Origin of the sequence: Xanthomonas sp. NCPPB 2922, assembly GCF_041520885.1 — a bacterium.
Classification (GTDB): domain Bacteria; phylum Pseudomonadota; class Gammaproteobacteria; order Xanthomonadales; family Xanthomonadaceae; genus Xanthomonas; species Xanthomonas campestris.
The window spans coordinates 384403-406144 of the sequence record NZ_JBGOFY010000003.1; the positions used below are offsets into that span (position 1 = coordinate 384403).

Annotated in this window: 26 protein-coding genes, 1 tRNA gene and 1 pseudogene; 9 read left to right on the top strand and 19 right to left on the bottom strand. The window is 59.6% G+C overall.

Annotated features, from left to right (window positions below):
- Window positions 1-6 precede the first annotated feature (6 nt).
- The 8 genes from ppnN to ACD584_RS06500 all read left to right on the top strand — a co-directional run bounded on the left by ppnN (window position 7) and on the right by ACD584_RS06500 (window position 8498).
- On the top strand, window positions 7-1392 hold the full coding sequence (gene ppnN, locus ACD584_RS06465) for a nucleotide 5'-monophosphate nucleosidase PpnN (protein WP_076036758.1): 1386 nt from the start codon (window positions 7-9) through the stop codon (window positions 1390-1392).
- A gap of 113 nt (window positions 1393-1505) precedes the next feature.
- Window positions 1506-2051, top strand: coding sequence for a GspH/FimT family pseudopilin (locus ACD584_RS06470; protein WP_076036759.1), 546 nt, complete (start codon window positions 1506-1508; stop codon window positions 2049-2051).
- On the top strand, window positions 2048-2524 hold the full coding sequence (gene pilV / locus ACD584_RS06475; protein ID WP_076036760.1) for a type IV pilus modification protein PilV: 477 nt from the start codon (window positions 2048-2050) through the stop codon (window positions 2522-2524). Before ACD584_RS06470 ends, pilV begins: the two co-directional genes overlap by 4 nt.
- Window positions 2521-3657: a PilW family protein gene (locus ACD584_RS06480; RefSeq protein ID WP_076036761.1), complete on the top strand. Its 1137-nt coding sequence runs from the start codon at window positions 2521-2523 to the stop codon at window positions 3655-3657. The genes pilV and ACD584_RS06480 overlap by 4 nt, the downstream gene beginning before the upstream one ends.
- A complete protein-coding gene (locus ACD584_RS06485; protein ID WP_070690753.1) occupies window positions 3647-4177 on the top strand; it encodes a PilX N-terminal domain-containing pilus assembly protein in 531 nt (176 codons plus the stop codon). The genes ACD584_RS06480 and ACD584_RS06485 overlap by 11 nt, the downstream gene beginning before the upstream one ends.
- Before the next feature lie 9 nt (window positions 4178-4186).
- On the top strand, window positions 4187-7918 hold the full coding sequence (locus tag ACD584_RS06490; protein ID WP_076037840.1) for a pilus assembly protein: 3732 nt from the start codon (window positions 4187-4189) through the stop codon (window positions 7916-7918).
- Window positions 7915-8361 (top strand): type IV pilin protein, encoded by a 447-nt coding sequence (locus ACD584_RS06495; protein ID WP_070690756.1) that lies wholly within the window; start codon window positions 7915-7917, stop codon window positions 8359-8361. The genes ACD584_RS06490 and ACD584_RS06495 overlap by 4 nt, the downstream gene beginning before the upstream one ends.
- A 60-nt stretch (window positions 8362-8421) precedes the next feature.
- Window positions 8422-8498 (top strand) — tRNA-Asn (locus ACD584_RS06500).
- 77 nt (window positions 8499-8575) lie between these two features.
- Here the strand turns inward: ACD584_RS06500 and xerC are convergent.
- The 14 genes and pseudogenes from xerC to ACD584_RS06570 form a co-directional block, all read right to left on the bottom strand.
- On the bottom strand, window positions 8576-9817 hold the full coding sequence (xerC, locus tag ACD584_RS06505; protein ID WP_076036762.1) for a tyrosine recombinase XerC: 1242 nt from the start codon (window positions 9815-9817) through the stop codon (window positions 8576-8578).
- Window positions 9817-10035, bottom strand: coding sequence for a hypothetical protein (locus ACD584_RS06510; RefSeq protein ID WP_040941058.1), 219 nt, complete (start codon window positions 10033-10035; stop codon window positions 9817-9819). Before ACD584_RS06510 ends, xerC begins: the two co-directional genes overlap by 1 nt.
- A 471-nt stretch (window positions 10036-10506) precedes the next feature.
- On the bottom strand, window positions 10507-10731 hold the full coding sequence (locus tag ACD584_RS06515) for a hypothetical protein (protein ID WP_076036766.1): 225 nt from the start codon (window positions 10729-10731) through the stop codon (window positions 10507-10509).
- Complete coding sequence (locus ACD584_RS06520; RefSeq protein WP_076036767.1) at window positions 10728-11000, bottom strand: hypothetical protein; 273 nt, start codon at window positions 10998-11000, stop codon at window positions 10728-10730. Before ACD584_RS06520 ends, ACD584_RS06515 begins: the two co-directional genes overlap by 4 nt.
- Complete coding sequence (locus tag ACD584_RS06525; protein ID WP_055821049.1) at window positions 10993-11175, bottom strand: hypothetical protein; 183 nt, start codon at window positions 11173-11175, stop codon at window positions 10993-10995. The genes ACD584_RS06520 and ACD584_RS06525 overlap by 8 nt, the downstream gene beginning before the upstream one ends.
- Window positions 11168-11593 (bottom strand): hypothetical protein, encoded by a 426-nt coding sequence (locus tag ACD584_RS06530; RefSeq protein ID WP_076036768.1) that lies wholly within the window; start codon window positions 11591-11593, stop codon window positions 11168-11170. The genes ACD584_RS06525 and ACD584_RS06530 overlap by 8 nt, the downstream gene beginning before the upstream one ends.
- A gap of 78 nt (window positions 11594-11671) precedes the next feature.
- Entirely contained in the window at window positions 11672-11944 is a 273-nt protein-coding gene (locus tag ACD584_RS06535) for a hypothetical protein (RefSeq protein ID WP_076036769.1), read from the bottom strand.
- The gene (locus ACD584_RS06540) at window positions 11944-12231 is read right to left on the bottom strand and encodes a hypothetical protein (protein ID WP_076036770.1); all 288 of its coding nucleotides are present in this window, start codon (window positions 12229-12231) and stop codon (window positions 11944-11946) included. The genes ACD584_RS06535 and ACD584_RS06540 overlap by 1 nt, the downstream gene beginning before the upstream one ends.
- Window positions 12228-12446, bottom strand: coding sequence for a hypothetical protein (locus tag ACD584_RS06545; protein ID WP_076036771.1), 219 nt, complete (start codon window positions 12444-12446; stop codon window positions 12228-12230). Before ACD584_RS06545 ends, ACD584_RS06540 begins: the two co-directional genes overlap by 4 nt.
- A 320-nt stretch (window positions 12447-12766) precedes the next feature.
- Window positions 12767-15463: pseudogene (locus ACD584_RS06550) on the bottom strand (toprim domain-containing protein).
- A 9-nt stretch (window positions 15464-15472) separates the two neighbouring features.
- Window positions 15473-15685, bottom strand: a complete 213-nt coding sequence (locus ACD584_RS06555) for a hypothetical protein (RefSeq protein WP_076036772.1) — start codon at window positions 15683-15685, stop codon at window positions 15473-15475.
- Entirely contained in the window at window positions 15682-15954 is a 273-nt protein-coding gene (locus tag ACD584_RS06560; RefSeq protein ID WP_076036773.1) for a hypothetical protein, read from the bottom strand. The genes ACD584_RS06555 and ACD584_RS06560 overlap by 4 nt, the downstream gene beginning before the upstream one ends.
- Window positions 15955-15964: 10 nt before the next feature.
- On the bottom strand, window positions 15965-16285 hold the full coding sequence (locus tag ACD584_RS06565) for an ogr/Delta-like zinc finger family protein (protein ID WP_040941069.1): 321 nt from the start codon (window positions 16283-16285) through the stop codon (window positions 15965-15967).
- A 2-nt stretch (window positions 16286-16287) separates the two neighbouring features.
- On the bottom strand, window positions 16288-16545 hold the full coding sequence (locus ACD584_RS06570; RefSeq protein WP_057672068.1) for a DNA-binding protein: 258 nt from the start codon (window positions 16543-16545) through the stop codon (window positions 16288-16290).
- Window positions 16546-16615: 70 nt separating this feature from the next.
- Between ACD584_RS06570 and ACD584_RS06575 the strand changes: the two genes are divergently transcribed.
- Entirely contained in the window at window positions 16616-17053 is a 438-nt protein-coding gene (locus ACD584_RS06575) for a helix-turn-helix domain-containing protein (RefSeq protein WP_076036774.1), read from the top strand.
- Between the two features lie 156 nt (window positions 17054-17209).
- Here the strand turns inward: ACD584_RS06575 and ACD584_RS06580 are convergent, their stop codons facing one another.
- From ACD584_RS06580 to ACD584_RS06600, 5 genes are all read right to left on the bottom strand, one after another.
- Window positions 17210-17728 carry a hypothetical protein gene (locus ACD584_RS06580; RefSeq protein ID WP_076036775.1) on the bottom strand — a complete coding sequence of 173 codons (519 nt, stop codon included), beginning with the start codon at window positions 17726-17728 and terminating at the stop codon, window positions 17210-17212.
- A 13-nt stretch (window positions 17729-17741) separates the two neighbouring features.
- Entirely contained in the window at window positions 17742-18788 is a 1047-nt protein-coding gene (locus ACD584_RS06585) for a hypothetical protein (protein WP_139328378.1), read from the bottom strand.
- Complete coding sequence (locus tag ACD584_RS06590) at window positions 18785-19813, bottom strand: radical SAM protein (protein WP_076036777.1); 1029 nt, start codon at window positions 19811-19813, stop codon at window positions 18785-18787. Before ACD584_RS06590 ends, ACD584_RS06585 begins: the two co-directional genes overlap by 4 nt.
- Before the next feature lie 541 nt (window positions 19814-20354).
- Window positions 20355-21341 (bottom strand): phage late control D family protein, encoded by a 987-nt coding sequence (locus ACD584_RS06595; protein ID WP_076036778.1) that lies wholly within the window; start codon window positions 21339-21341, stop codon window positions 20355-20357.
- Entirely contained in the window at window positions 21338-21739 is a 402-nt protein-coding gene (locus ACD584_RS06600) for a phage tail protein (RefSeq protein WP_076036779.1), read from the bottom strand. Before ACD584_RS06600 ends, ACD584_RS06595 begins: the two co-directional genes overlap by 4 nt.
- Between the last annotated feature and the right edge of the window lie 3 nt (window positions 21740-21742).

The window sequence follows — 21742 nt, forward strand, 5'->3', positions numbered from 1 at the left end:
CAAGCTATGGAACTCAGCAGTACGGCAGCACGGGCGCTGCCGGTAGTGGATGCGCGGATCTATCCGCGTGGTGGCCTGGACGTGCTGTCCAAGGCAGAAGTGGCACGGTTGCGTGATGCATCCAGTGGCGGCATGCATGAGCTGTTGCGCCGGTGTGCGCTGGCGGTGCTGACCAGTGGTAGCGCATCCGACGACCCGCGTGCCGCGCGTGACCTGTACCCGGATTTCGACATCCAGGTGAATCAGCAGGATCGCGGCATCCGTATCGATCTGATCAACGCGCCGGCCATGGCCTTTGTGGATGGCGAGATCATCCGCGGCGTGGCCGAGCTGTTGTTCGCCGTGGTGCGCGACCTGGCCTACATGGCCATCGAGCTCGAAGCGCAACGTGCGGACCTGGACACCAGCGAAGGCATCACCAATGCCGTGTTCGGCCAGCTGCGCAACGCGCGCATCCTGCAGCCGTCCGACCCGAATCTGGTCGTGTGCTGGGGTGGTCACTCCATCTCGCGCGACGAATACCTCTACACCAAACAGGTGGGCTACGAGCTCGGCCTGCGTGGCCTGGACATCTGCACCGGCTGCGGCCCAGGAGCAATGAAGGGCCCGATGAAGGGCGCCACCATTGCGCACGCCAAACAGCGCAAGCACCACACGCGCTATATCGGCGTCACCGAGCCGGGCATCATCGCCGCCGAATCACCGAATCCGATCGTGAATCACCTGGTGATCATGCCGGACATCGAAAAGCGCCTGGAGGCGTTTGTCCGCATCGGCCACGGCATCCTGGTCTTCCCGGGTGGCGTCGGTACCGCCGAGGAGATCCTGTACCTGCTCGGCATCCTGCTGCGGGAGGAGAACGCCGACCTGCCGTTCCCGCTGATCCTGACCGGGCCGACCATCGCCGCGCCGTATTTCGCCCAGATCGACCGGTTTATCCGCCTGACCCTCGGTGAATCTGTCGCATCGCGCTACGAGATCATCGTCGGCGACCCGGTCGCGGTGGCGCGCCGCATGGCCGAAGGCATTCACGAGGTGCGCGCACACCGCAAGGACCAGAAAGACTCGTACTACTTCAACTGGTCGGTGCACATCCCGCTTGAGTACCAGCAGCCGTTTGTGCCCAGCCACGAAGCCATGGCCGCGCTGGATCTGCACCACGGCCGCCCGGCGCCAGAGCTTGCGGCCGACCTGCGCCGCGCCTTCTCCGGCATCGTCGCCGGCAACGTCAAGGAAGACGGCATGCGCCGCATCGAGGAGTTCGGCCCGTTCGATATCCACGGCGACCCCGACATCATGCAGGCCCTGGACGAACTGCTGCGCGGCTTCGTCGAACAGCGCCGGATGAAGATCTCGGGGGATTACCGGCCTTGTTATCGGGTAGTGACTTGAGTAATGAGGCCGTGGTCGCGTTCGTCGTATAGACGCGACCGTTCGTCTGTCTTGCGATTGCCTCCCTTTCAGGGCGAGAGCATCATCAAGCATCAACGCTGGGGAGCGTCTTGATGGCAGTTCGTCATGAATCTGGTTTTACCTTGCTTGAGCTGATGGTCACTGTCGCCGTGGTCGGAATCTTGGCGGCGGTTGCTTTCCCCAGTTTCAAAGGGGTGATTCAGTCCAACCGGGTTGCTACTTCCGCCAACGAAATGTTGGCCGCGCTGTCGTTCGGGCGCAGCGAGGCGATACGCACTAACGCCGGTGCGGGCATGTGTCCTTCTAGCTCAGGGACAGGCTGCGGCGGAAGCTGGAACGCTGGATGGCTTGTCTGGCGGGACGAAAACGCCAACGGCGTGATGGATGGAGCCGAACCGGTCATTCGATATGGTCAAGGCAAAGGTGCCGTCGTTTTCAAGGGCAACTCCGCAGAAAAATTTACCTTTGATCGTCGCGGGCGAGTGATAGGGACCGGAGCAGGTGGAACTGCAATCACTGGGCCGCAGACACTGCTGTTTCAGCCTGCTAGTTGCACGATTGGCGATGTCGGAATGGCGCGCACGCTTACCATCAGTGTCACCGGGCAAGTACGAATTTCCAAGAGCAATTGCACATGAGCAAGGCAACGAACCGGCTGGGACGTCAATTTTCCACCGCGCTGCCGCAAGCGGGATTTTCATTGATCGAAGTTATGGTCGCGGTTCTGGTTCTGGCTGTTGGCCTGCTTGGATTTGCACTCCTACAGACTACTAGTGTGCGCATGTCTAAAAGCGCGAGCATGCGGACACAGGCGACAAATCTTGCGACAGAATTGCTGGATCAAATGCGGGTCAATCGACTGAGCGCGGCGGCGTTCCCAGGGCAGGCGACTTTTTCCAGTGGATCTGTCAGCACCTCTGCGTGCACTCCGACCATCGGCACCGCCAACGTATCGGTGATGGTTACGCTATGGAAATGCGACGTAGTGCGATCGCTAGGCGATCAAGCAAGCGCGACAGTGCTTTACAACGATGGTATTGCGACCGTCCAACTGAGTTGGAGTGATCGTGGTGGCGATAGCACGCGATTTGATGTGAGTACGCGACTATGAGATGTGCAGCTTCCGGCCGAACTCGCACGCGGGGTATCTCCCTGATCGAGCTCATGATCGCGCTGGTGATTGGCCTCGTCTTGCTGCTGGGTGTGATTCAAGTGTTTGCTGCCTCCAAGACTGCATACCGTTTGTCTGAAGGCTTGGCACGCACCCAGGAAAATGCGCGCTTTGCAATGGACTACCTGCAGCGTGATCTGCGTATGGCGGGGCACTTCGGTTGCGTCAGCGATCAGGCGCACCTGCAGCGTGTGGGTGCCCTGCAGTCCAACTTTTCCACAACGGCGGATCAGGCCTTGAATTTCATGGTTTCCATCCAGGGCTACGAGGCTAATGGAACCGCGCCTTCAGGTGTCGTGACCTTGGGTGCAGAAGTCGCAGGATGGACGCCTGGCCTACCGGCCTCCATCACAAGCCTTGCGCCGTTGGCTGGAAGTGACATCGTCGTTCTGCGCTTTCTCTCTGCTCAAGGTGTGCCGGTTACAGCGGTTACACTGGGTACGAGCACCCGATTCACTGTGTCGGCTGCCCGGTGGGGCGCGCTGACGCAGGATGGTGTGGCAACTCCACAGCTCTTCGGTGTCGCCGATTGCAGTTACGCCGATGTCTTTCAAGCTTCTGTCGTGGCTCCGTCTACAGGTGATGTGACGGTTGCAAGGTCAATCGATCGCTATGCAGGGCAACCTACCGGGCAGGCTAGTCTGTATCGAGCCGAATCCCTTGTGTACTACGTTGGCAGAGGGGCCAGCGGAGAGCCTGCATTATTCCGCGCGCGCTATAACGGCAGCGCCTACACGACTGAAGAACTTGTGGAAGGCATCGAAAGTCTACAATTCATTTATGGGCAAGACCGTGTTGCGGATCTTGCCGCAAATCCCCCGAGCGGCTATGTGGACGTGCAGAACACCGCGGCATCCTTGGGAAATACGGCAGCAGAGTGGCGGCGCGTAGGAAGTGTGCAGGTGGGCCTGCTTGTTAGAAGCCCTGATAGCGCGTCGGCAGCAGTGCCCGAAGCTGCGAATCGGCCCAGTGTGCTTGGTGTGCAGTTTGCTGCGCCGGCTGCGCCGGATGGCAAGGTCAGAGGCGTGTACGACACGACGGTAGCCTTGAGGAATCGCTTATATGGCAACTAATTCTTCCGGCAATGGTGCAATATCTGCGCGAGGTGCGTTGAGACGTCGCTATACGCAATCAGGGGCAGTGTTGTACGTTGCGTTGATCATGTTGATTTTACTGGCGCTGCTGGGTATCGCCGGTATGCAGGTAACTGGTCTGCAGGAGCGCATGGCTTTTAACTATCGCTCGTCTAATGTGGCATTTCAAAACGCCGAGCAACTTGCACGCTCCACGGAATGCGGCATCGAAAATGCTGTCAATCGGACGAGTAACGCCGGTTGCGCGGTGGTCACCGATGTAAAGGAGTGCGCCCAGCCCTTCGATTCAACCGGCTGGGCGATGAGTTTGAAGCCGAGTAACGGACCTGGTAGCAATGTGCGTTTGCTGGGGCCTTGCATCTCAGGCAATTCAAGTCTTGGGATGGGTGGGCCCGTCAACGAAGATCCAAACCCCATCTATCAGATTACGGCATACAACGCCGACGGGGCAGACGGCGATGCTGCCGATGCCGCTGTCGATACTATCTTCCGCCCTTGAGGCATGTCCATGTCAGTTCGCCGCTATAAGTTGAGATTCATCGCGTTCATCGCAGTGGTGGCCTTGTGCAGTTACGGAATTTACGTCGCCTTTTCCGCACAAGGGCAGGGTCGTCTAGCGCAAGCGCCGTTGAATACCCAGACGACCACGCGGACAGCTTTTATCATGGCAGTTGATGACTCAAACTCGATGGGATTTGAAGTGCTGACGGCGCTCGGTGACTTGAATCTGCGCTGGAATAACTGCTCTGCAAGCTTCTTCTCAGGGTCTGGTGTTTTTTTTCCAGGCGGCGCCAGTTGTACTACTAATGTGGGTGGCCTGCTTTACCTTTTTCCCCATGCTGAATTTGATAAAGCATATGGTGGCGACGCGATTGCTCCACTTGATCAGTTCGGCTTTGCGCGTTCGCCTGTCTATAATAAAACCTATTTTGACCCGGCTATCACATACGACCCGTGGCGTAAGGCGGACGGGACTGAGGAGGCCGATGCTGTGATAACGGCTGCCCGCGCTGACCCCCGCCCCGGTAGGGCGGTGCCCTATGGAGTTACATATAATTTAACGCAAAATCGAACTTCGACGTCTGAAGGCTTTTATATTCCTGTCAATACTGTAGTGCCAAATCTGGCAGGCACTGGGGTGAGATATCGTTTTAATCAGAATTGGTCCACGGCTGCTAGAACTTTTGATGGAAATTCGGGGAACGCGAACTACGCATTTGACTATTTTCCTGCGACGTTCTATCTTCCGGCGGCTAGCCCCGCGCCAGCGGGCTACAGAACAGCGAATGTAAATCGTCCGGTAGTCGTTGGAGGATGCGGTTCTGGTTGCGATCTTCGGCGGTATCAGATAAAGTCTGAAAACTATAATGATATTATTTCATACAATCTAGCGATTCAAAATTTTGCTAATTGGTTTCAATATCATCGTAACAGGACCTTGGCTATGATTGGGTCGATGACCCAGTCATTGATAAGCGTCAATACAATGAATATTGGTTACTTTACAATCAATGCGCGTAATGACGTTACCATGTATAAGATGCCCGATGAGCGGGCCAGTCTGTATGCCGCCATCACCACGTTGACGCTCAATGGTGGCACCCCCAATCGGTCTGCGGTTTCCTATCTCGGCGAGCAATTCAGGCGTGTGGACGCGGGTGCGCCCGTGATCAGCTCCTGTCAAAAAAACGCAGGCATGCTGTTTACTGATGGTTACACAAATAATACGGACGATTCGTCTGTTGCGAACGAAGATGAGCTACTTGGTCAGCCATTTGCTGACGTTTACTCTGGCACCATCGCAGATATTGCAGCTAGCTATTATAGCGGTACGGCGACTCCCCTACGGACGGGCGGGCTATTTGCTGCAGGGAATGTCAAGGTTCCGGACGAATGCGCGACGCTTGCACCGACCAGTGTAGAGTGGAAGCGGCTGGATTGTGAAACCGACCTGCATATGAACTTTTATGGTATTACGCTCGGTGCTCAAGGGCGTATCTATGAAGTCAATGCAGCAGCAACGGCGGATCCTTTTCTAAATCCGCCCAATTGGAGCGGGTTCCCTAATCCCAGTACTGTTGATGACGGCACTGTTGTTGACGAGCTGTGGCATGCCACGATCAATTCGCGGGGGGGCTTTGTCAATGCCAAGACCCCCGACGAGGTGACTGTAGCAATGCGTACCATCTTGAATGGTGTTGCATCTGGTCTCACTCCGTCTGGTACTGTCGCGTTGACTGGTTCGCGTATAGGTGCGGGATCTTTTACTGTCGCGCCGTCTTATAACGCGCTGAATAATAGTACGGATTGGTTCGGAAGGCTGAAAGCTCAGCGCGTGGCCAGCGCAAGCGACACTGGAGAAATCAGCTACGCCGATCTTTGGGAGGCCAGTGCAGTCATTCCGGCAGCAGATGCACGTAACATCATTTACGGCACGCCCTCCGGTGCGGCCGTCTTCAATGCTGACAACGTCAGCCTTTCGGCGCTGTGCAGTAACATTAACATTATATCGGGATTATCGAATTGTACTGCGGCAAGCATTGCTGCTCAGCTAAAAGTGTCGGCTGCGCAAGCTGTCGCTTATCTGCGCGGTGATCAGACATTGGAGACATCTAATTTAACGCCATTACGTTCACGAACAACCCGGCTCGGCGATATTGTTAACTCTTCCCCGGTAATTGAAGCGGCAACCGATGACTTTGGTTATCGATCAATGTATGACATCATTTCTGGTAAATTCGACCCTTACAATTACGCGGGATACTTGCTTAGTAAAGCGAGTGCTGGGCGTAGTATGGTGTATGCGGGCGCCAATGACGGCATGCTGCATGGGTTCAATGGCCGTACTGGCGTTGAGCAGTTTGCATATATACCCCAATCGGTAATTGGTCATATGGGAAATCTGCTCTTCCCATACACGACGGTCAAACTGAACACGCAGTATGCGCATCGTTACTACGTGGATGGTCCCGTTGTTGTTTCGGACGTTGCATCTGCCGCAGGTGCCTGGTCCACCGTGCTGGTCGGAACAACTGGTGCTGGCGGCAAGAGCGTTTTCGCTCTCGATGTGTCCAATCCTACTGGGTTTAATGCCTCGCGCCGTCTTTGGGAGATCAATGATTCCAACGCAAATGTACTGTTGTCTGCCAATATCGGGAATGTATTAGGCAAACCTGTGATCGTTCCGGTACGCTCGTCCACTGGCGTTGTGAGTTGGAAGGCGATATTCGGCAATGGTTACGGAAGCATCAACGGTCGCGCGGTGCTGTTTGTCGTCGATATCTTGAGTGGCCGGGTTAATTTGTTGCCTGCCGCTGAGTCAGGGGTAGTGGCGCCCAATGGGCTGGGTAATATCGTAGTAGTTGACCGGTGGGCCGGCTCTTCGCTCGATACCAGCAGTCGCGATGGCTTCGCAGATACCGTTTATGCGGCCGACCAACTTGGCGCAGTGTGGAAATTTGATCTGCGTAATCTTGCAACCACTGCGGGTGCCCCCGAACTTGTTGCAACAGCGACTACGCCGCTATTTGTTGCCAGAGATATGCAAGGGACGCGCCAGCCCATCTTGGGAGGGTTGCTGGCTTCCGCTGGAGCTGGCGGAAATGTAATGTTGTTCTTTGGAACTGGTGCGTTTTCGTTTGAGGGGGATGATTTGGATAGCTCGTCGCAGACACTGTATGCCGTGCTTGACCGTGGAGTTGCAGGTGTGATTCAGCGTGGCAATCTGTTGCAACAAAGCGTGGTCTCCTCTACCCAGGATAGTCGGGTCACGACTGCAGTTGCGATGGCTGCGGGGCGATCGGGTTGGTATATCGATCTGCCGGGAGTGGGTGAGCGACTTGTTGGTACTCCGGCTATCGCTAATGGCATCGTCTTTTTTCCCACATTTCAGCCTGGCTCTCGAGATGGCTGTTTGCCAGGCGGTACGAATTGGCTGTATGGGCTCGATGCATTGTCTGGGGCTGCGCAGTTGTCTGGCGTCCGGCCGGGGTCAGTGACAGGCAACGCTTACGCTACCGGGACTGGGGCGGTGCGGCTTAAAACAGCTGGAACCGGGCCGGTGAAGGATCTCTCCGTGATTACTTCTTCGCGGGCGACCCCGTTGCCCCCCAGTGCCTCTGGCGGCGAGCTTTCTGATGCGCTCAGCAGGCAGTGTTCAATGATGATTCGAGGTGGCGATTCGCAGCCGCTGTTCATCCCGCGCGCGTGCGGACGCCAGTCCTGGAGGCAAATCAAATGATCATCAATAAAAGAGGGTGCGGAGTGGCTGCGCGCGCATCCGTGAGAGGCTTCACGCTGATCGAGTTGATGATCACAGTCGCTGTTGTTGCGATACTTGCCGCTATCGCGTACCCCTCGTACACAGAGCAGATACGAAAGTCTCGCCGCGCCCAAGCAAAGGCCGATCTCATGGAATTGGCGAACCTAGCGGAGCGCTTTCATACAGCCAACGGCACGTTTGCGAACTTCAAGCTCAGTGGCGGAGGCGCATTTACTCAGTCGCCCAGAGAGGGCGGTTCGGCGCGTTACTTGTTGTCTCTTCAAGCTGCGCCCACGGCCTCCACCTTCACTGTGGTTGCAACGCCTCAGGGCGATCAGGTGAAGGATAAGTGCGGGACACTCTCGCTCAATCAGGCTGGCACCAAGACGGCTAGCACAGGAACCACTGCCGACTGCTGGTGACGACAGGGCGCGCTCTGGGTATTGCATTGTTATGAGGCAGCATCTAAAATTTGCCTCCCCGCCCGAATAGCTCAGCCGGTTAGAGCACTTGACTGTTAATCAGGGGGTCGTTGGTTCGAGTCCAACTTCGGGCGCCAGAAACATCAAGGGCTTGCGAGAAATCGCAAGCCCTTTTTCGTTGCGCCGGGAAAATTGCCGGGAAAATTAGCTGTTCTCACGACGCTGAGGGTTCGACCAGGTCGACGAACGCCAATGCATTCGCCAGCGCCTCATCAGTAGGTAACTTCGGCGGTGCAATCACCTGCAGCTCGTGATCGTAGCGATGCGTCATCTGTGGCGTGACGTGTCCTGCAGCATCTTGCTTGTGCGCCCGCGTGCCACGTGTGTCGGTGACACCGCGATGCTTGAGCCCGTGCAGCGTGAAGCGCGCCTCTTCTTCAATCACGCCGAACTCGATCGCTGCGGTGATCAAGCGCTGCCAGGCAGTCTTCAGTGTGGAGCGCGCCAAGCGGGTGCCAGTTTGGGTGACCAATAGCCCGCGCTGCTCGGGGCGCAGGGGCACCGGCCGCCTGTGTGCCTGGATGCGTTGGGCGCGGTAGTCCCGCAGCCAGGTCCACGCCCACCAGAGATCATCGTTCCACAGGGTGATGTTGTCGCGAGAACCCTTCCGGCGCGTGCACCGCACTCCCTGCTGAAGCGCGTCCGCGTCTGTCAGGTCTGTCACCTCGATCCCTCGCAGACGCGCGTTATAGGCCAGCACCATCACTGCCGGCATGTACGGCGGGACCGCACCTTTTGCATGCAGTGGCAACGCAGCGCGCTCTTTAGCGAACTCAAGCACCGCCAGGAACGACTGCGGATCCGGCATCTTTGCATCGGCACGCTCTTTGGCTGCCCGTACGCCGCTGGCTGGGTTGGTCTTGCAATGGCCAATGCGTATGCCCCACGCGAACAGCCGGTGCAGATAACGCAGCGTGTGATTGGCCGTGGATGGCCTGGCAAGCAAGGCGGGCTGGACAGCACTTGCCTCCCGCCCCTTGGCGAGTGCCTCGACCAGGCGCTGCACCAAGGGAACGGACAAGCGATCAACCAGCAGGCTTCCGAACTTGCTGCCGTCCTTCAGCACGTAGCCGCATGCCACCTCGGCATGGCGATCGTAGTCATCGCGAGTGCTGCGGGCCAGATCGCGGTACTCGGTGGATTGCTTGAACGCGTTGGCCAAGTACTGCAGCGAGCCGACCAGGCCGGCCCCTCGCGATGCCTCCCTGGCCGCGTGGAGGTCAGAAAGCCGCGCATCGGCGTAGGCGATCGTGCGCTTCCTCGTTGGGCCGCCCTCGGGATGCGGCTCGATGATGTACCAGCGCCCATCGGCCCAGTAGACGCCCTTCGGGAGGGCGTCTTGGTCGATGTGCCGAGGGATATCCGGGTTGAACTTGCGCTTCCTGCCGCGTCCCATCAGATGAGTTCCTTGTTGTGTAGCTCTGTCGTTGCCTGGGCCAGGCCCAACGCCGCATTGAGTGCGTCCAGGGTGGTCCAGATCCCGCCTTGTCCGTCGTACCTATAGAGAATTCCCTGCTCGCGAGCCCAGCGCACTACCGTGGACGCGCGGGGAACAGGGCCGACCGGCGCGCAGAGGCGGCGTAGATCCTCGAACGTGATGACCGCACTGCTCACGCACGTTGCTCCACGTCCCACTCCCGTCTGCGTCGCCATTGCATGCGCATCTCCTCCACCAGCAAGTCAGCCGCCGCATAGCCGCGCTGGGCGGCGATGCGGAGCCGTAGCTCTCCCACCTTGACCGCGTCCACGTAGCCCTGGCGGAGCCAGTGGCGCGCCTCACATGCCCGACGTAGGCTTTCGCTGCTCGCGCTATCGATCATCGCTGACGGGTGCCTGTAAAACGCAGGCCGAGCTGCACCACGTTTGCGGGGCAAGGACGTGGCTGACGCGGCGTGCGTATCCGATGCGCGCGGCGCCACTCGGTCATGGCCAACTCGTAGCTGGGATGCTTCTGCGTGCGCCCGCACACGCACTCAATGAAGTGCCCGCCGCCCGCCTCAAGGCGGCGGGCGTCAAGCATGTGGCGGGCCACATGGCCATTTGCGCAAGGCGGCAAAGTGTTGTCGTGGTCGACCTGACGTTGCGTCACGGTACCTCCAGGCTTAGTTCGCGCTCGGCATCTCGCAGGTGCTGCACGGTGTCGGAGTCGATCCGGTCCAGCGCCTGGGCGACGGTGTATCCCATATCTGCCAGCCAGTCGTGGCGATTCAGCACCAGGGCGGCGGTGAGTGCCTCACCCGTGGACAGGGGGCCAGGCTCTCCCAACCGCGCGGCGGCGCGCGCAATCTCGATCGTGCGCTGCAGATTCATAGGGTCGCCCTCCAGGCCGCGCCCAGGCGGGCGCGCACAACATCGATGTGCACAACGGTCAGGCCCCAGCGCACTGACCACGTGCGGGCTTGCTGCTCGTTGCAGGTCAAGATCAGTTGTCCTTCTGGCTCCACCCGATCGGCGCGCAGCCCGAAGAACACTTCGTCGAGGTCGACGACAGCCTGCAGGTCAAACAGCTGGCGCATGGCTTCTGCGTTGAGTGTCTTGCCGCTTCCCTGGGGGCCGATCACGATGACGGACTTAGCCATGAGCGACCTCCCGGCGAACGGCCATGCGAGCGCGGCGGCGCAGCCGCTGCGGTACCTGGCCGACCGCCAGGCCGGTCTGAGTAAGGCGCGGGCGACGGGTGGTCCACAGCCTGTACACCAGGGCGCCACCGGCCGCCGGTGCCAGGACCATCGCCAAAGCGAGCAACTCAACCATGGCCCACCTCCCGTGCGGCCTGGGCCACAGTGGCAATTGCGGCCGCTGTCGGCCTGCGCGGCAGCATGTTGGCCAGGTCGAAGGGGAAGTCCAGGCCGTCCATAAATTCGGCGAGCTCCGTGCTGATGCAGCCTTCCGCCTTGGTCCACAAGCGAGGGCCGTCGATGAGCTTCCAGCCGCTACCGGGGCCGCGGCGGCGCTCCCAAGACTGGCGAGCTTCCCGAACCGGCCCCATGCTCAGAGCGGCAGTGACCACGACCGAGCCATGCGTGACGTGCATGGTGATGGTCGCTGAGCAGTCGCCCGTGCCTCTGTCGTAGGCGACGACGGCCGGCGTGGTAGCCTCCGCGCCGGGTCCGGTGCTCAAAGCCAACGGAAGTGCTGCCGCGGCTGGACGTGTTCCAGTTTGCTGTTGCATATCGACTCTCCAAGTTGCGTTGGTGGAGGGCCTTGGGGCGGTGTTACAGCACCGCCCGCCGGCCCCGCTGTTACGGGTTTAGATCAGGTCGGCGCCAGATGGCGGAATGCTGGGATCAGGCTCGCGCAGGCGCTGCGCGTTGCTGAGGACATCGAGCAGTTCGTGCCGGATGTACTCGGCCACCGCGGCTGGCCCGTCGTGATTGATGCCCGCCTCAATCGCGACGTCGTTGGTCAGCGCAGCAAGCAATGTGGCCGCGTGATAGGCACGCCACAGTCGGAATTGCTCCTCTTCACTGATCGCGAAATCAGCATCCTCTGGGAATTGTTCGTTCGTATGGGCGGCGTCCATCAAGCGACCTCCGTTGAGGGCATGCGTTCGATTACCCATTCCCACAGCGACGCCGCCTCTGCCTCCGGCATGACCAGATGCAAAGTGCCGATGACCAGACCTGTGCCGTCGTCCACCGTGAAAATCTCGCCGGGGGCTTTGATCGCGCTGCAGGCGAACATCACCGGGGAACGGTCATGCAGGCAGTCCGCGTACAGTTCGGCCAGCACATCCGTCGCACGGATCTGCAGGAGCAGGTAGACGCCTGGAGCGATGCGCGTCGCCTTGTGCAGGTTGCGCCGGCTCACTGGCGCACCTCGGCCAGGTCGGCATTGATGCTGGAAATGGCGGCCTCGACATCGGCCAGGGTCAGCGCCTCGGGTGCTTTGCCCGTGGCTTGCAGCTTCGCCTGCAGGGCGAGCCAGGCGGTGTGATTCCAGTCGAGGGTGTCGGCGATCAAGCCGAAGAAATGGGCGATCTGACGCGCGGCATTAGCCGGCGCTTCTTGGGCGTCGTAAGACATGCGGGCTCCTAAGTCATTGGAGTCCGGCACATCGCTGCTAAACGAGGTGGCGGACGGTGCGCGGTTAGCAGACCGGTAGGAGTCACCGGCAGGCCCGAAAGCCTCCGCACACCGCCCGCCATAGAACTGGCTGGCACGTGCCCACGTCGACACAGCGGGCATAAAAAAAGCGCCGTGCATCGATCGATGGGCGCTGGTGCGCCTCCTAGTCGGGCTGCTAAACCCGGTCGCCGATTGTGCGGCGACGGGGTAATGGTTGCTCCGCTCCCGGGTTGATGTCAATGAAAATTTCCCAAAATTTCCCACCTGTGCGAGCGCGCTCATTTCTGGAACACCCAACACTTGACCGTGGTGCCGACACCCGTCAGATCGTCCTTGAGGACAGCGCTGTTGACGGCCACGTTCGCGCCGATGAATTTGTGGCGGCGCGAATCACCGAGCAGCGCACGCAGTACCTTGAGGTCGGGCACGGCTTGGCTGAACTGCGCAGCCCGCGCAGCGAAGTGGTTGAGGTTGATCGCAATGCGCTGCGCGTCGCGGCTGTGATTGACGACGGCTTTACCGTGGCCGGTGGCTTCGAGGTATTCGTAGACCTCCCAGAACTCGTTGACCATCGCGTGGTCAGCGCTGATCGCCTTCTGCCTTTCCAGGGCCATGTCCAACAGCGCGAGCCGCGTCTGCTCGACGATGTCGTCAGGGATAGCGATGACCAGACGCAGGCAGTCGAACAGCGCCAGCATCTGCGCGTGGTTCTTGATAACGCGCTCGAGGCGGAGATCCTGCTGAGCGCGAAGCTTGGCCTCGAATACCTTCACGCGCTCGGCGAACAGATCGAGGATGGCGCGCTCCTGCCGAACGGCACGCACGAGGAAGTGGCTGACTTCTTCGACCTGCAGCGCGTTGAGGTTGTCGGCCGCGATGCGGCTTTCGGTGGTGACCTGCGGCCGCTTGAAATGCAGTTTCACGATGCGCGTGAGGATCGCCTCGCTGGCGTCCACCGCAGCGTTCTGTGTGATCACGATCGTGCCGCGAAACGGTGGCTCGTAGGTCTCGTTGCCGCCGTTGCGCACGCCGCGCGTTGCTAGGGTGCCGCCGCCGAAGAAGTCCTTCAGCTCATCCCACTCGAACGTCTTGGAGTGCGCTTTGTCCGGCTCGCTGCGGTCGGCTTCCAGCAGGACGACGGGCATGCCTGACACCTGGCCCATGGCGCGTGCACGGCCGGCCTTGGACGATTTGGCCGGGTCGAAGCCCTCGTAGTCCGAGCGGCCCAGCAGCTTCCACAGGAACGTCAGCAGCGTGGTCTTGCCGGCGCCGGCTTCACCGGTGGCTTCAAGGAACGGAAAGCTCTTGTGCCCGGCGCGGATCTGCTCGGCGAACAACGAGCCAAACCAGAACGTCATGGCGACCATGCCGTGCGTGCCGAAGCACTGCCACAGCCATGGCAGCCAATCCACGCGGAACGCCTCAGCGTCGCGCTGAATCTCCAATCGGATGGACTTCTGCGTGGTCTTCAGGCGCAGCTTGTCGAACTCGAAGTAGTCCTCCTCGTTGGCCGTCACCAGCTCGCCGTCGCGCACAGCCATATCGCCGAGAAGGTAGGCGCGGTGTTCCTTGCTGTAGCCAACGAAGTCGATGGCGTCCACCGTCTTGATTGCCTCGGTCTGCTCTTCGATCAGGCGGTCCAGCTGGTGGCCGGTGCCGGTGAACATGGCGCCGGCCGCCAGGGAGATCAGGCGCTTCTTGAACTCGGACGCGCTGGAGACATGACCACCGGTAAAGGTGCCCTTTACGCTGGGGCCATCGTGCGGGAAATCGACTCGGAAGTAGTACCAGCTCTCATCCGTGACCTCCTGGCGCTGGAAGTACAGCGCCTCGGGGTAGCAGTTGGCGATCTTCTGCACGGAACAGGCGGCGCGCTTGATCTTCTTCAGATCCTCGGCTGCAACCTCGTCGCCGTCGTCGGCATCGATGTCACCCAGCTTCTCCTTGCGCAGCTTGTCGAAGCGCTGAGTATCGAAATCGAACCAGTACAGGAGGGAGCGATACTCCAGCCAGAAGTCGTTGCGGCCGTCGTGCTCGAACATCAGCAGGCCTTTGTCCACCGCTGAGCGGGCCACAAGCAGGTCGCCCTGGTAGCGGGCTTCCTTGACGTCGTTGTCCCACTGCTTGGGATCATCCGACGCGATAGCGCGCAAATGCAGGTCGTTCCAGTCGGTCTTCTTGCTACCGCGCTGGACGATCTGCGCTGCCCGCGAGTCGAAGCCCAACGCTGCTGCACGCTTGATGTGCTTGTGCGTGTACGCACGGGCGCCTGGCTCGTTGTCCAGTGCCCACACAAGCGTCGGAAGATTGGCCATGCGTGCCTTGGACAGCTCGCGCAGCGATTCTTCTGGGAATGCGTTGGAAGACATGGCCGATACCGCGCACACGCCGTGCTGCAGGAGCGCGATCGCATCAAAGATGCCCTCTACGATCCACACCTCCCGCGCCGTTTGCATGGCTGTCAGCGCAGCAGGCGCCGCCCACCACACACCCGCATAGCTCTGGCCTGGCGCAAAGCGCGCCTTCTGTTTGCCGAAGCGGTGCGGGCGATCGATCAGGCGCTCCTACCAGCCGCCCTTGACCAGCGCAAAGCGCACAGTTGCGGTGCCGGCGCTGATCTTGCGATCGTAGTGGCTGTCCTGGGTGTAGAGACCTTTCAGCGGCGCCAGATCGAAACCACGCGAGAACTGCAGATAAGCATCGGCTGCAGCATTGGGAGCCGCAGGCGTTGGCTGGAAGCGCTTGGACCAGTCGTCGAATAGGTCGTCGTACAGATCCTTGACGTGCAGTTCGCGCCCGCACTTGGATTGACGGCCGCACTTCACCACCCATGGCTTGAGATGGTTGGTGTAGAGCTCTTTCTTGCTGCACGACGGGCACTTGCCGCCGCGCATGTACTCGGTACCACTGCGGTGCTTGAGTCCGTAATCCCGTTCCAGCCGGGACAGCACCTGTTGTCGCAGATCCTCTTGCATCGAGCTTCCTTAAACGCCGAGCACGCGCCGAGGCGCAGGCGGAGATGTGGCGTTGTCGATCACGTGATAGGCGCCGCCTGCGCGACGGTGCGCATCAACTGCCGCTGCGAGCAGGCGCGCTTCTTCGTGCTTAGCGTGCGGAGCGACGCGCTGTGGGACATTGCTCGCCGCATCGACGAATCGCGGCTCCTGTGCGGTGAACCAACTATTGGCATGCCTCACGAGCCAACCTCACTATTCGCGTGCTGGAGGTGGAACAGAACCGTGGCGGTGTCGGTCAGCACGACCAGGCGATCATCAGCAGAGGTCGCAAGTCCTTCCCGCATCAGCGTTGCAACGACGACTGCGCCAAAGCGCTGATCCGTGTCCGTCGGGGCTGTGCGGCCGATGTAGCCGTACGCGGTTTTCACCAGCCCGCCGTGGATGAGGGCGACCTCCAGGCAAAGCTTCGCCGTGGGCGGCAATGCCGCCCAATCAAGGGTCTTTCGCATTAGAAATGCCTCAGATGTGAGGGAAGAGCGGCTCGCCGCTGAGAGGAATCAGATCCAGCTGGCGGTCGCCTAACGACTCGCGGTAAGCCTGCAGCGCTTGTGCGCGCTCATACGCGGGTGTCGGTGGAAGCTCGCTGTGAGAGGTGGGCACACCGCTGGGGCTGGCAATGCCGGTCAACTCCGAATGGCCTGTATAGGTCGCGCCACACATCGGGTTCTCGCACACATAGGAGTCGTGTCGAAGGAACTTGTGTGCGAGGAAGCTTGTGCGTTTGATCAGCCTTGCACTGCACGCTTCACAGCGAAAAACGATTTTCTTCCGACCAAACATGCTCACCCCCTTGAGCTTTTGGCGGTTGGGATTTGTGTGGCACTATTGGGTGGTGCCTTGAGACCCAAAGCGATTGCTGCCTTGTGGGACTCGCCGTATTTGCCCTGAGAACGGCCACGGAGCAGGTCATGAACGACTGACCTGTCCACGCCGTTCTGCCTGGCGAATGCCGAGACCGTGATGCCATTCGCTTCAAGCCACTGTCGCGCCTGTTCCGGGCTGCGGGGCGTGAACTGCTGCATTTGACTCTTACGGGGCATGTGGCGGTTCCGTTTATCTTTGGGAATTTTGTGGACTTAACTCAACATTGTCAAGTAAGGAAATGCCTTAATGACCGTAGGGAAACGCCTGAAGGATGAGCGCAAGCGGCTTGGCCTAACGCAGGACGAGATGGCTGTGCAACTTGGCCTCACGCGCTACGCGCAATTGAACTTTGAGAAAGACATCAACCTGCCCGGCGGAGCGTATCTACTGGCCGCGCTAGACCGTGGCGTTGATGTCATGTACGTGCTGTCTGGACATCGGGCGCAGTTGGATCCCGCCGACAGGCGTCTACTGTCTGCGTTCAAAGATGCGTCACCGGCTGCTCGCAACGCTGTGCTTGCTGCATTGGGCTTGGTAAGCGATGCCTCGTCTTCCAAGACTGGGGCCGGCCCGGTTGTGTCGTTCAACAACAGCGAAGTCGGCTCGGTGATTTCTACAACCGCATCGATCGATCAGAGCAACATGCAGATCATTGTTGGCGGACGTAAAAAAAAGAAGTCCTGATCGAGTTACGGATAGGACAGCTGGTCCTCGCAAAAGAGTGCGTTATCGGCAACCAGCGGCAGACGTTTAATAACTGATGTTGCAAAGCAAAACGGCGGTCATAAAAAAAGCCGGCGGATGGCCGCCGGCTGATCAGCAATCATCCAGGCACGGAACTTATTGTGCTGTTCTGGGGGAATATGCGCATTGACGTACCTGTTCGTAGGCCACGGTGGGAATGACCACGTCGAATTGATTGGAGGTCGGGACTAGCGTCGAGGGCTCCGAAGAGCGCAGTAGGAACGCGTCACCGCCTCCCTCTTTTCGGAACCAGCCAATGTGCATTCCCGGCAGGCTGGTGCCGAACTTGCGCAGGGGGAAGCGAATGGACGTTGCATCCAATGCTTCGTCCCAACGCAGCGCGCTCAACGGCACGATCACCCTTTCCGTCCCAACGCGCAGCGTAAGGCTGTCGTCACCGACAGTAACGTGAGTGCTACGTGCCTGCCAGATGAAGAACGACGCAGCTCCAATGTTGACTAAGAAAACCGCTGCCAGAGCGGCCTTTTTCGACGGAGTTGGCGCTTTGCCAGCGTAGAGCATATACGCCACGAGCCCCATGACGAGCACGAACGGGCCGAAGATCGCAAGATATGTCTTGCCATCGGCCAAGTGCAATGGGATATCGCAATTCATGTCTAAATTTCTCCTATGCTGCAATCGTGCGCATGCCGTATTCATACACAGCATCGACGATAGTGGGAAACGCGTGTTCCTCATACGAAATCAGGCCCACCTGCTGCATGGCGCGCAGGAACGCCGCCACTTCGTTTCGGATGACCAACTTCGCGTGCTCCGAATACAACTCAGGAGCGCCCAGCATGGCAGCAGCGCGCTGCGCAACGCTGCAACTTTCGCAGATCTCCGGATCAAGGCGACTCATCTGCCCGGTGAACGCCGACATCGCCGCCACTTGATCCATGGGTCTCTGGCCAGTCACCGACACGCTGCTGACGAATGTAATAGCAGTGAATAGGACAGCTACGGCGTGTACACCCACCGCCGTCTCTACTGCTGCCACAACTACCACGAACGCCCCAGCGACCGCCTGACCTGGTGCTACACGCACTAACTCGGCGATGTTGCCGATTGCGGCCAAGTCAGCCGCCGACGGCGGAGCGCTGCCAGTTGAAACGAACTTCTGAACGATGTCGCCCGTTAGTGGTGAATCCGGGGCCAGCCCCAACGATTCCTTGATGATGCCAAGGTTCGTGGACAGAACCTTAGCCATCTGTTGGGTAAGCGCATCCGGCTTTGGCCTATCCAGCGCGCCGGAAACATGAAGATAGCTGAGCAGCGATGCATAGTCCTTTTTGTGGACTGCGCTCTGGACTTCTGGAGCTGAAAGCGCAACGAGCAGGGATAGAGTTGGCGCGTCAAGCGCTCGGGCGTCGTACCCAACCGTGGCCAGAAATTTCTGTGGATCCGAGTTGAACACCCCGCGCTGCGCCGGGTCGGAAAACATTTGAACCACTGCGGCGGACAAGCGCGACCAACGGTCCCATCCTTCTGCGGGCATGCCTCCCCGCGACAGCGGAAGCAGCATCTTGGTAACCGTTACGTTGGCCGTGCCACCGGTCAGGCTTGCGGGCTCGCCAAACACCCGTGCTGTGCCTTCGATCGCTGCCGCGCCCACGGGCGCAGCAGCAGCGGCACCGGCCACAAGACTTGATTGAATGAACTTCCGTCGCTTCACCGTCCACACTCCTTTCGTTCGACAAGTTGATCGATAGCCGAGGTGAGCGCGTAGCGGCTCATCACCTCTGGAACGAATTGCTCGTAAGTAGCAGCAATTCGCTCGCGAATCTCGGGGTTCTTGTGCAGCACGGCGCAGTCCTGGCAGATGTGTACAGAATCGGACAGCAATTCATCAGCGCGCTCATCGCCCATGACCTTGCGCACGATTTCCCCCGGGCCGTCCATGCGCAGCCAGTATTTGAGGAAGTCATCACGCTGGCGTAGATATGTGTCGGAAACACCTTCATCCATTGTCCCCAACTTCATTTCGGGAATGTGCTCCAACGTGAGCCCACAGCACGCCGAGACCTCGCCGTACGGAGTGACGACAATGTTGCTGTGGATCTGTTCGCATGGCGTGGCACGTCGTCCCGTTGTAAGCGCGTGGTCTCGCTCCTCACCAGTGTCCTTGAACGACATCCAACTATTCGACTGGACAATCACACCCCTTGATCGGAGGGACTTCATGGTTGGGTCTTTCATGAGCGCTGCCAGTTTCGCGCTGTCTGCGGTATCCGCTTCGACCGTCTCCAATGTAAGTACACCAGCATGAAATGCCGCCTCCACTGCGTTGACGACTGATTCCTGTGGAACCCATTCTTGGTGGTCCTTGCCGGTGCTGATGTTTAACTCGCACAAGCCTGCGCCGGCTAACTTGTCAGCCAAGCGCTTGGCCGTAGCCTTCGTTTTTCCCCAAGAGCCATTAGAGACGATACGAGTGACCAAACCCAGAGAAGTGGCCTCCGCGATGACGGCAACAAGGTCATCTTTCAGCAAGGTCGCTTCGCCGCCTGTGAACACCACAACACGCAGCGACTTGAAGCGATTTTTTACATCGTGAAGTGCCCGAATCATCTCGTCGCGACCAAGCCGTCCTTTGACCTTGGGGCTGCTTTCAAAACAGCACTGCGTGCAGGCTGCAGTGCATCGGTAAGTGGTGATGAAAGTAAGGGTCTTCGGCAACAACGTTGTGCACAGATCCATCTGGATTCTCCGATTATTTCCCCGGTCGGGCTGTCCGCATAGTTCTTTTCATTTAGCGGCGCAGGTTCAGTCCATCGACTCCGACAGGGAACGACATGTGACCAAAATCCCTATTTTCAGCAGATTTTAGAGGTTCTGGCGCGTTTCTCATTGCGATCTGGTCGTCACTCTCCTGGTCGCCTGACGTCGATGTTCAAGGCTAAACGGCCTTCGTCTAGCTGACCATCAGAGAATTCCTACATGTGCTGCGAGAGATAGGTCGATGTGAAAGGGAACTGGACCGTGAAGAATTTGCCCATTGAAGCAACGATGCTTGCATGGCCAACGCACGTTGGTGGGTACTTGCTGACTGCACATGCCAGTGCTGTCGGAGCATTGTTTCTGCCGGGAATTCCTATCTGCATCAGGTGTCTATGCATACACCCAGGCTGCTGCGTATGCGAACGTCAATATGCATTGTGCGCAGAGTTGTCGGATGATCCACTGCTAATTTTTCAGGTCCACAGCAGGACATGCTCTTTAGGCAGAGGTACACGAAAGCTCAATGCGTATTCTCCAACTCAAGCGAAGTGGTGAAACCGCTTGAGCCGTTGATGGCGTGGGTGGTCTTTGCAATCAGCCAGCGTTGCCCATCAATGTCCGGCTTGAAGCCGCTCATCGTGACGATTTGCTCTGGGAACAGATCCGCTCTCCCGATCGCCAGCGTGTAGTCGAACTTCGCCAAGCCGCGTTTCACCCGCTCCAGCTCCGCGTGTGCATGTTGGCGTGCGGTGGCCTCATCGGCATACGACTCGCGCAGGCGCTTGGCATTGTCGTCCGTGCCCACCAGCACCGATTGCCGCCGCGCCTTGCCCTTGTCCACCCAGTACGCACGCACGCCGGTGTAGGCGTCGCGGTCCGCTACCGAGTAGCGATGCTGGTCACCGTCGCGGCGCGTCAGCGTGACGGTGGGCAGTGGCTTGCCGGTTGACGTTGTGCCCGCGCCGATTGGCGCAAACAGCAGCGCGCCTGCTTTGACCGTGGCCACTGCATCAAAGCGCTGCCCCAGGCGGGTGAGCAGATTCATGTCGCTCTCGTTGGCCTGGTCGAGGTGCGGCAGCTTCGTGCGCGCGAGCGCCTCTGCCACACGCGGCGTCAATCCATGCTCGCCGGCCAGCGCGTTGAGCACGGCGCCCAGTGTCGTGTTGTGCCAGCTACGTTCGCGGCGCGTGCGCATGTCGGCGGTGAGATCCGCGCTGCGCGCCCGCACGGTGATGATGTCCGGCGCACCGCTGTACTCGACCTCGTCCACGATGAAGGTGCCTTTGTCGACCAGGCCGGTGTCTTTCCAACCCAACGCCACGGCCAGGCGCACGCCGCGCTTGGGCAGCGCCATCTTGCCGTCGTGGTCGTGGATGCGTAGATCCAGCTGGTCGGCTTCGCCGCCGCGGCATTCGGTGAGGGTGAGGTCGAGCAAGCGCGGGGCAATGCGCTCGGTGAGGTCGGTGCCATCAAGCACCACGCGCCACTGCGGAATCGGGTAGCTCATGCTGCGGCCGCCTCGGGCGTGGCGTCGTCTGCTCGGCGCAGGCTCAGCTGGAACTCAATGCGGCGCGGTGTGCCGTCCTCGAAGAACAGCGAGGCTGTCTCGTTGATGGACAGCAGCAGATACGGCCCGTAGACCACGCCTGCGCCGTCCACCAGCGGCAGCGGCTCACCATCGGCCGCGAGCTCGCGCAGCGTGTCCAGCGAAGCCCGCGTGCCGGTGAGCTCGGGTGCGATCAAGCCAGACAGTTCGATGGTGTCATCGCCTGGACCCAGGAACTGGCTGGCTGGCCGCGCGCCGACGCGCTCGCTGGTGGCATGGCGCCAGCTCATCTGCCGCTGCAGCTGCAGGAAGGCGGCGCTGTCGAGGGAAAACACGAAGGTGCCGTAGGACATCATCATCAG

What these genes read in the sequence shown, in the direction of transcription:
- ACD584_RS06565 (WP_040941069.1), bottom strand. Translation starts at nt 16,285, where the DNA reads ATGTTTGGTCGGAAGAAAATCGTTTTTCGCTGTGAAGCGTGCAGTGCA.
- ACD584_RS06515 (WP_076036766.1), bottom strand. Translation starts at nt 10,731, where the DNA reads ATGAATCTGCAGCGCACGATCGAGATTGCGCGCGCCGCCGCGCGGTTG.
- ACD584_RS06470 (WP_076036759.1), top strand. Translation starts at nt 1,506, where the DNA reads ATGGCAGTTCGTCATGAATCTGGTTTTACCTTGCTTGAGCTGATGGTC.
- ACD584_RS06580 (WP_076036775.1), bottom strand. Translation starts at nt 17,728, where the DNA reads ATGAATTGCGATATCCCATTGCACTTGGCCGATGGCAAGACATATCTT.
- ACD584_RS06530 (WP_076036768.1), bottom strand. Translation starts at nt 11,593, where the DNA reads ATGCAACAGCAAACTGGAACACGTCCAGCCGCGGCAGCACTTCCGTTG.
- ACD584_RS06525 (WP_055821049.1), bottom strand. Translation starts at nt 11,175, where the DNA reads ATGGTTGAGTTGCTCGCTTTGGCGATGGTCCTGGCACCGGCGGCCGGT.
- ACD584_RS06485 (WP_070690753.1), top strand. Translation starts at nt 3,647, where the DNA reads ATGGCAACTAATTCTTCCGGCAATGGTGCAATATCTGCGCGAGGTGCG.
- xerC (WP_076036762.1), bottom strand. Translation starts at nt 9,817, where the DNA reads ATGGGACGCGGCAGGAAGCGCAAGTTCAACCCGGATATCCCTCGGCAC.
- ppnN (WP_076036758.1), top strand. Translation starts at nt 7, where the DNA reads ATGGAACTCAGCAGTACGGCAGCACGGGCGCTGCCGGTAGTGGATGCG.
- ACD584_RS06600 (WP_076036779.1), bottom strand. Translation starts at nt 21,739, where the DNA reads ATGATGATGTCCTACGGCACCTTCGTGTTTTCCCTCGACAGCGCCGCC.
- ACD584_RS06495 (WP_070690756.1), top strand. Translation starts at nt 7,915, where the DNA reads ATGATCATCAATAAAAGAGGGTGCGGAGTGGCTGCGCGCGCATCCGTG.
- ACD584_RS06575 (WP_076036774.1), top strand. Translation starts at nt 16,616, where the DNA reads ATGACCGTAGGGAAACGCCTGAAGGATGAGCGCAAGCGGCTTGGCCTA.
- pilV (WP_076036760.1), top strand. Translation starts at nt 2,048, where the DNA reads ATGAGCAAGGCAACGAACCGGCTGGGACGTCAATTTTCCACCGCGCTG.
- ACD584_RS06535 (WP_076036769.1), bottom strand. Translation starts at nt 11,944, where the DNA reads ATGGACGCCGCCCATACGAACGAACAATTCCCAGAGGATGCTGATTTC.
- ACD584_RS06595 (WP_076036778.1), bottom strand. Translation starts at nt 21,341, where the DNA reads ATGAGCTACCCGATTCCGCAGTGGCGCGTGGTGCTTGATGGCACCGAC.
- ACD584_RS06480 (WP_076036761.1), top strand. Translation starts at nt 2,521, where the DNA reads ATGAGATGTGCAGCTTCCGGCCGAACTCGCACGCGGGGTATCTCCCTG.
- ACD584_RS06560 (WP_076036773.1), bottom strand. Translation starts at nt 15,954, where the DNA reads ATGCGAAAGACCCTTGATTGGGCGGCATTGCCGCCCACGGCGAAGCTT.
- ACD584_RS06590 (WP_076036777.1), bottom strand. Translation starts at nt 19,813, where the DNA reads ATGGATCTGTGCACAACGTTGTTGCCGAAGACCCTTACTTTCATCACC.
- ACD584_RS06490 (WP_076037840.1), top strand. Translation starts at nt 4,187, where the DNA reads ATGTCAGTTCGCCGCTATAAGTTGAGATTCATCGCGTTCATCGCAGTG.
- ACD584_RS06570 (WP_057672068.1), bottom strand. Translation starts at nt 16,545, where the DNA reads ATGCCCCGTAAGAGTCAAATGCAGCAGTTCACGCCCCGCAGCCCGGAA.
- ACD584_RS06520 (WP_076036767.1), bottom strand. Translation starts at nt 11,000, where the DNA reads ATGGCTAAGTCCGTCATCGTGATCGGCCCCCAGGGAAGCGGCAAGACA.
- ACD584_RS06545 (WP_076036771.1), bottom strand. Translation starts at nt 12,446, where the DNA reads ATGTCTTACGACGCCCAAGAAGCGCCGGCTAATGCCGCGCGTCAGATC.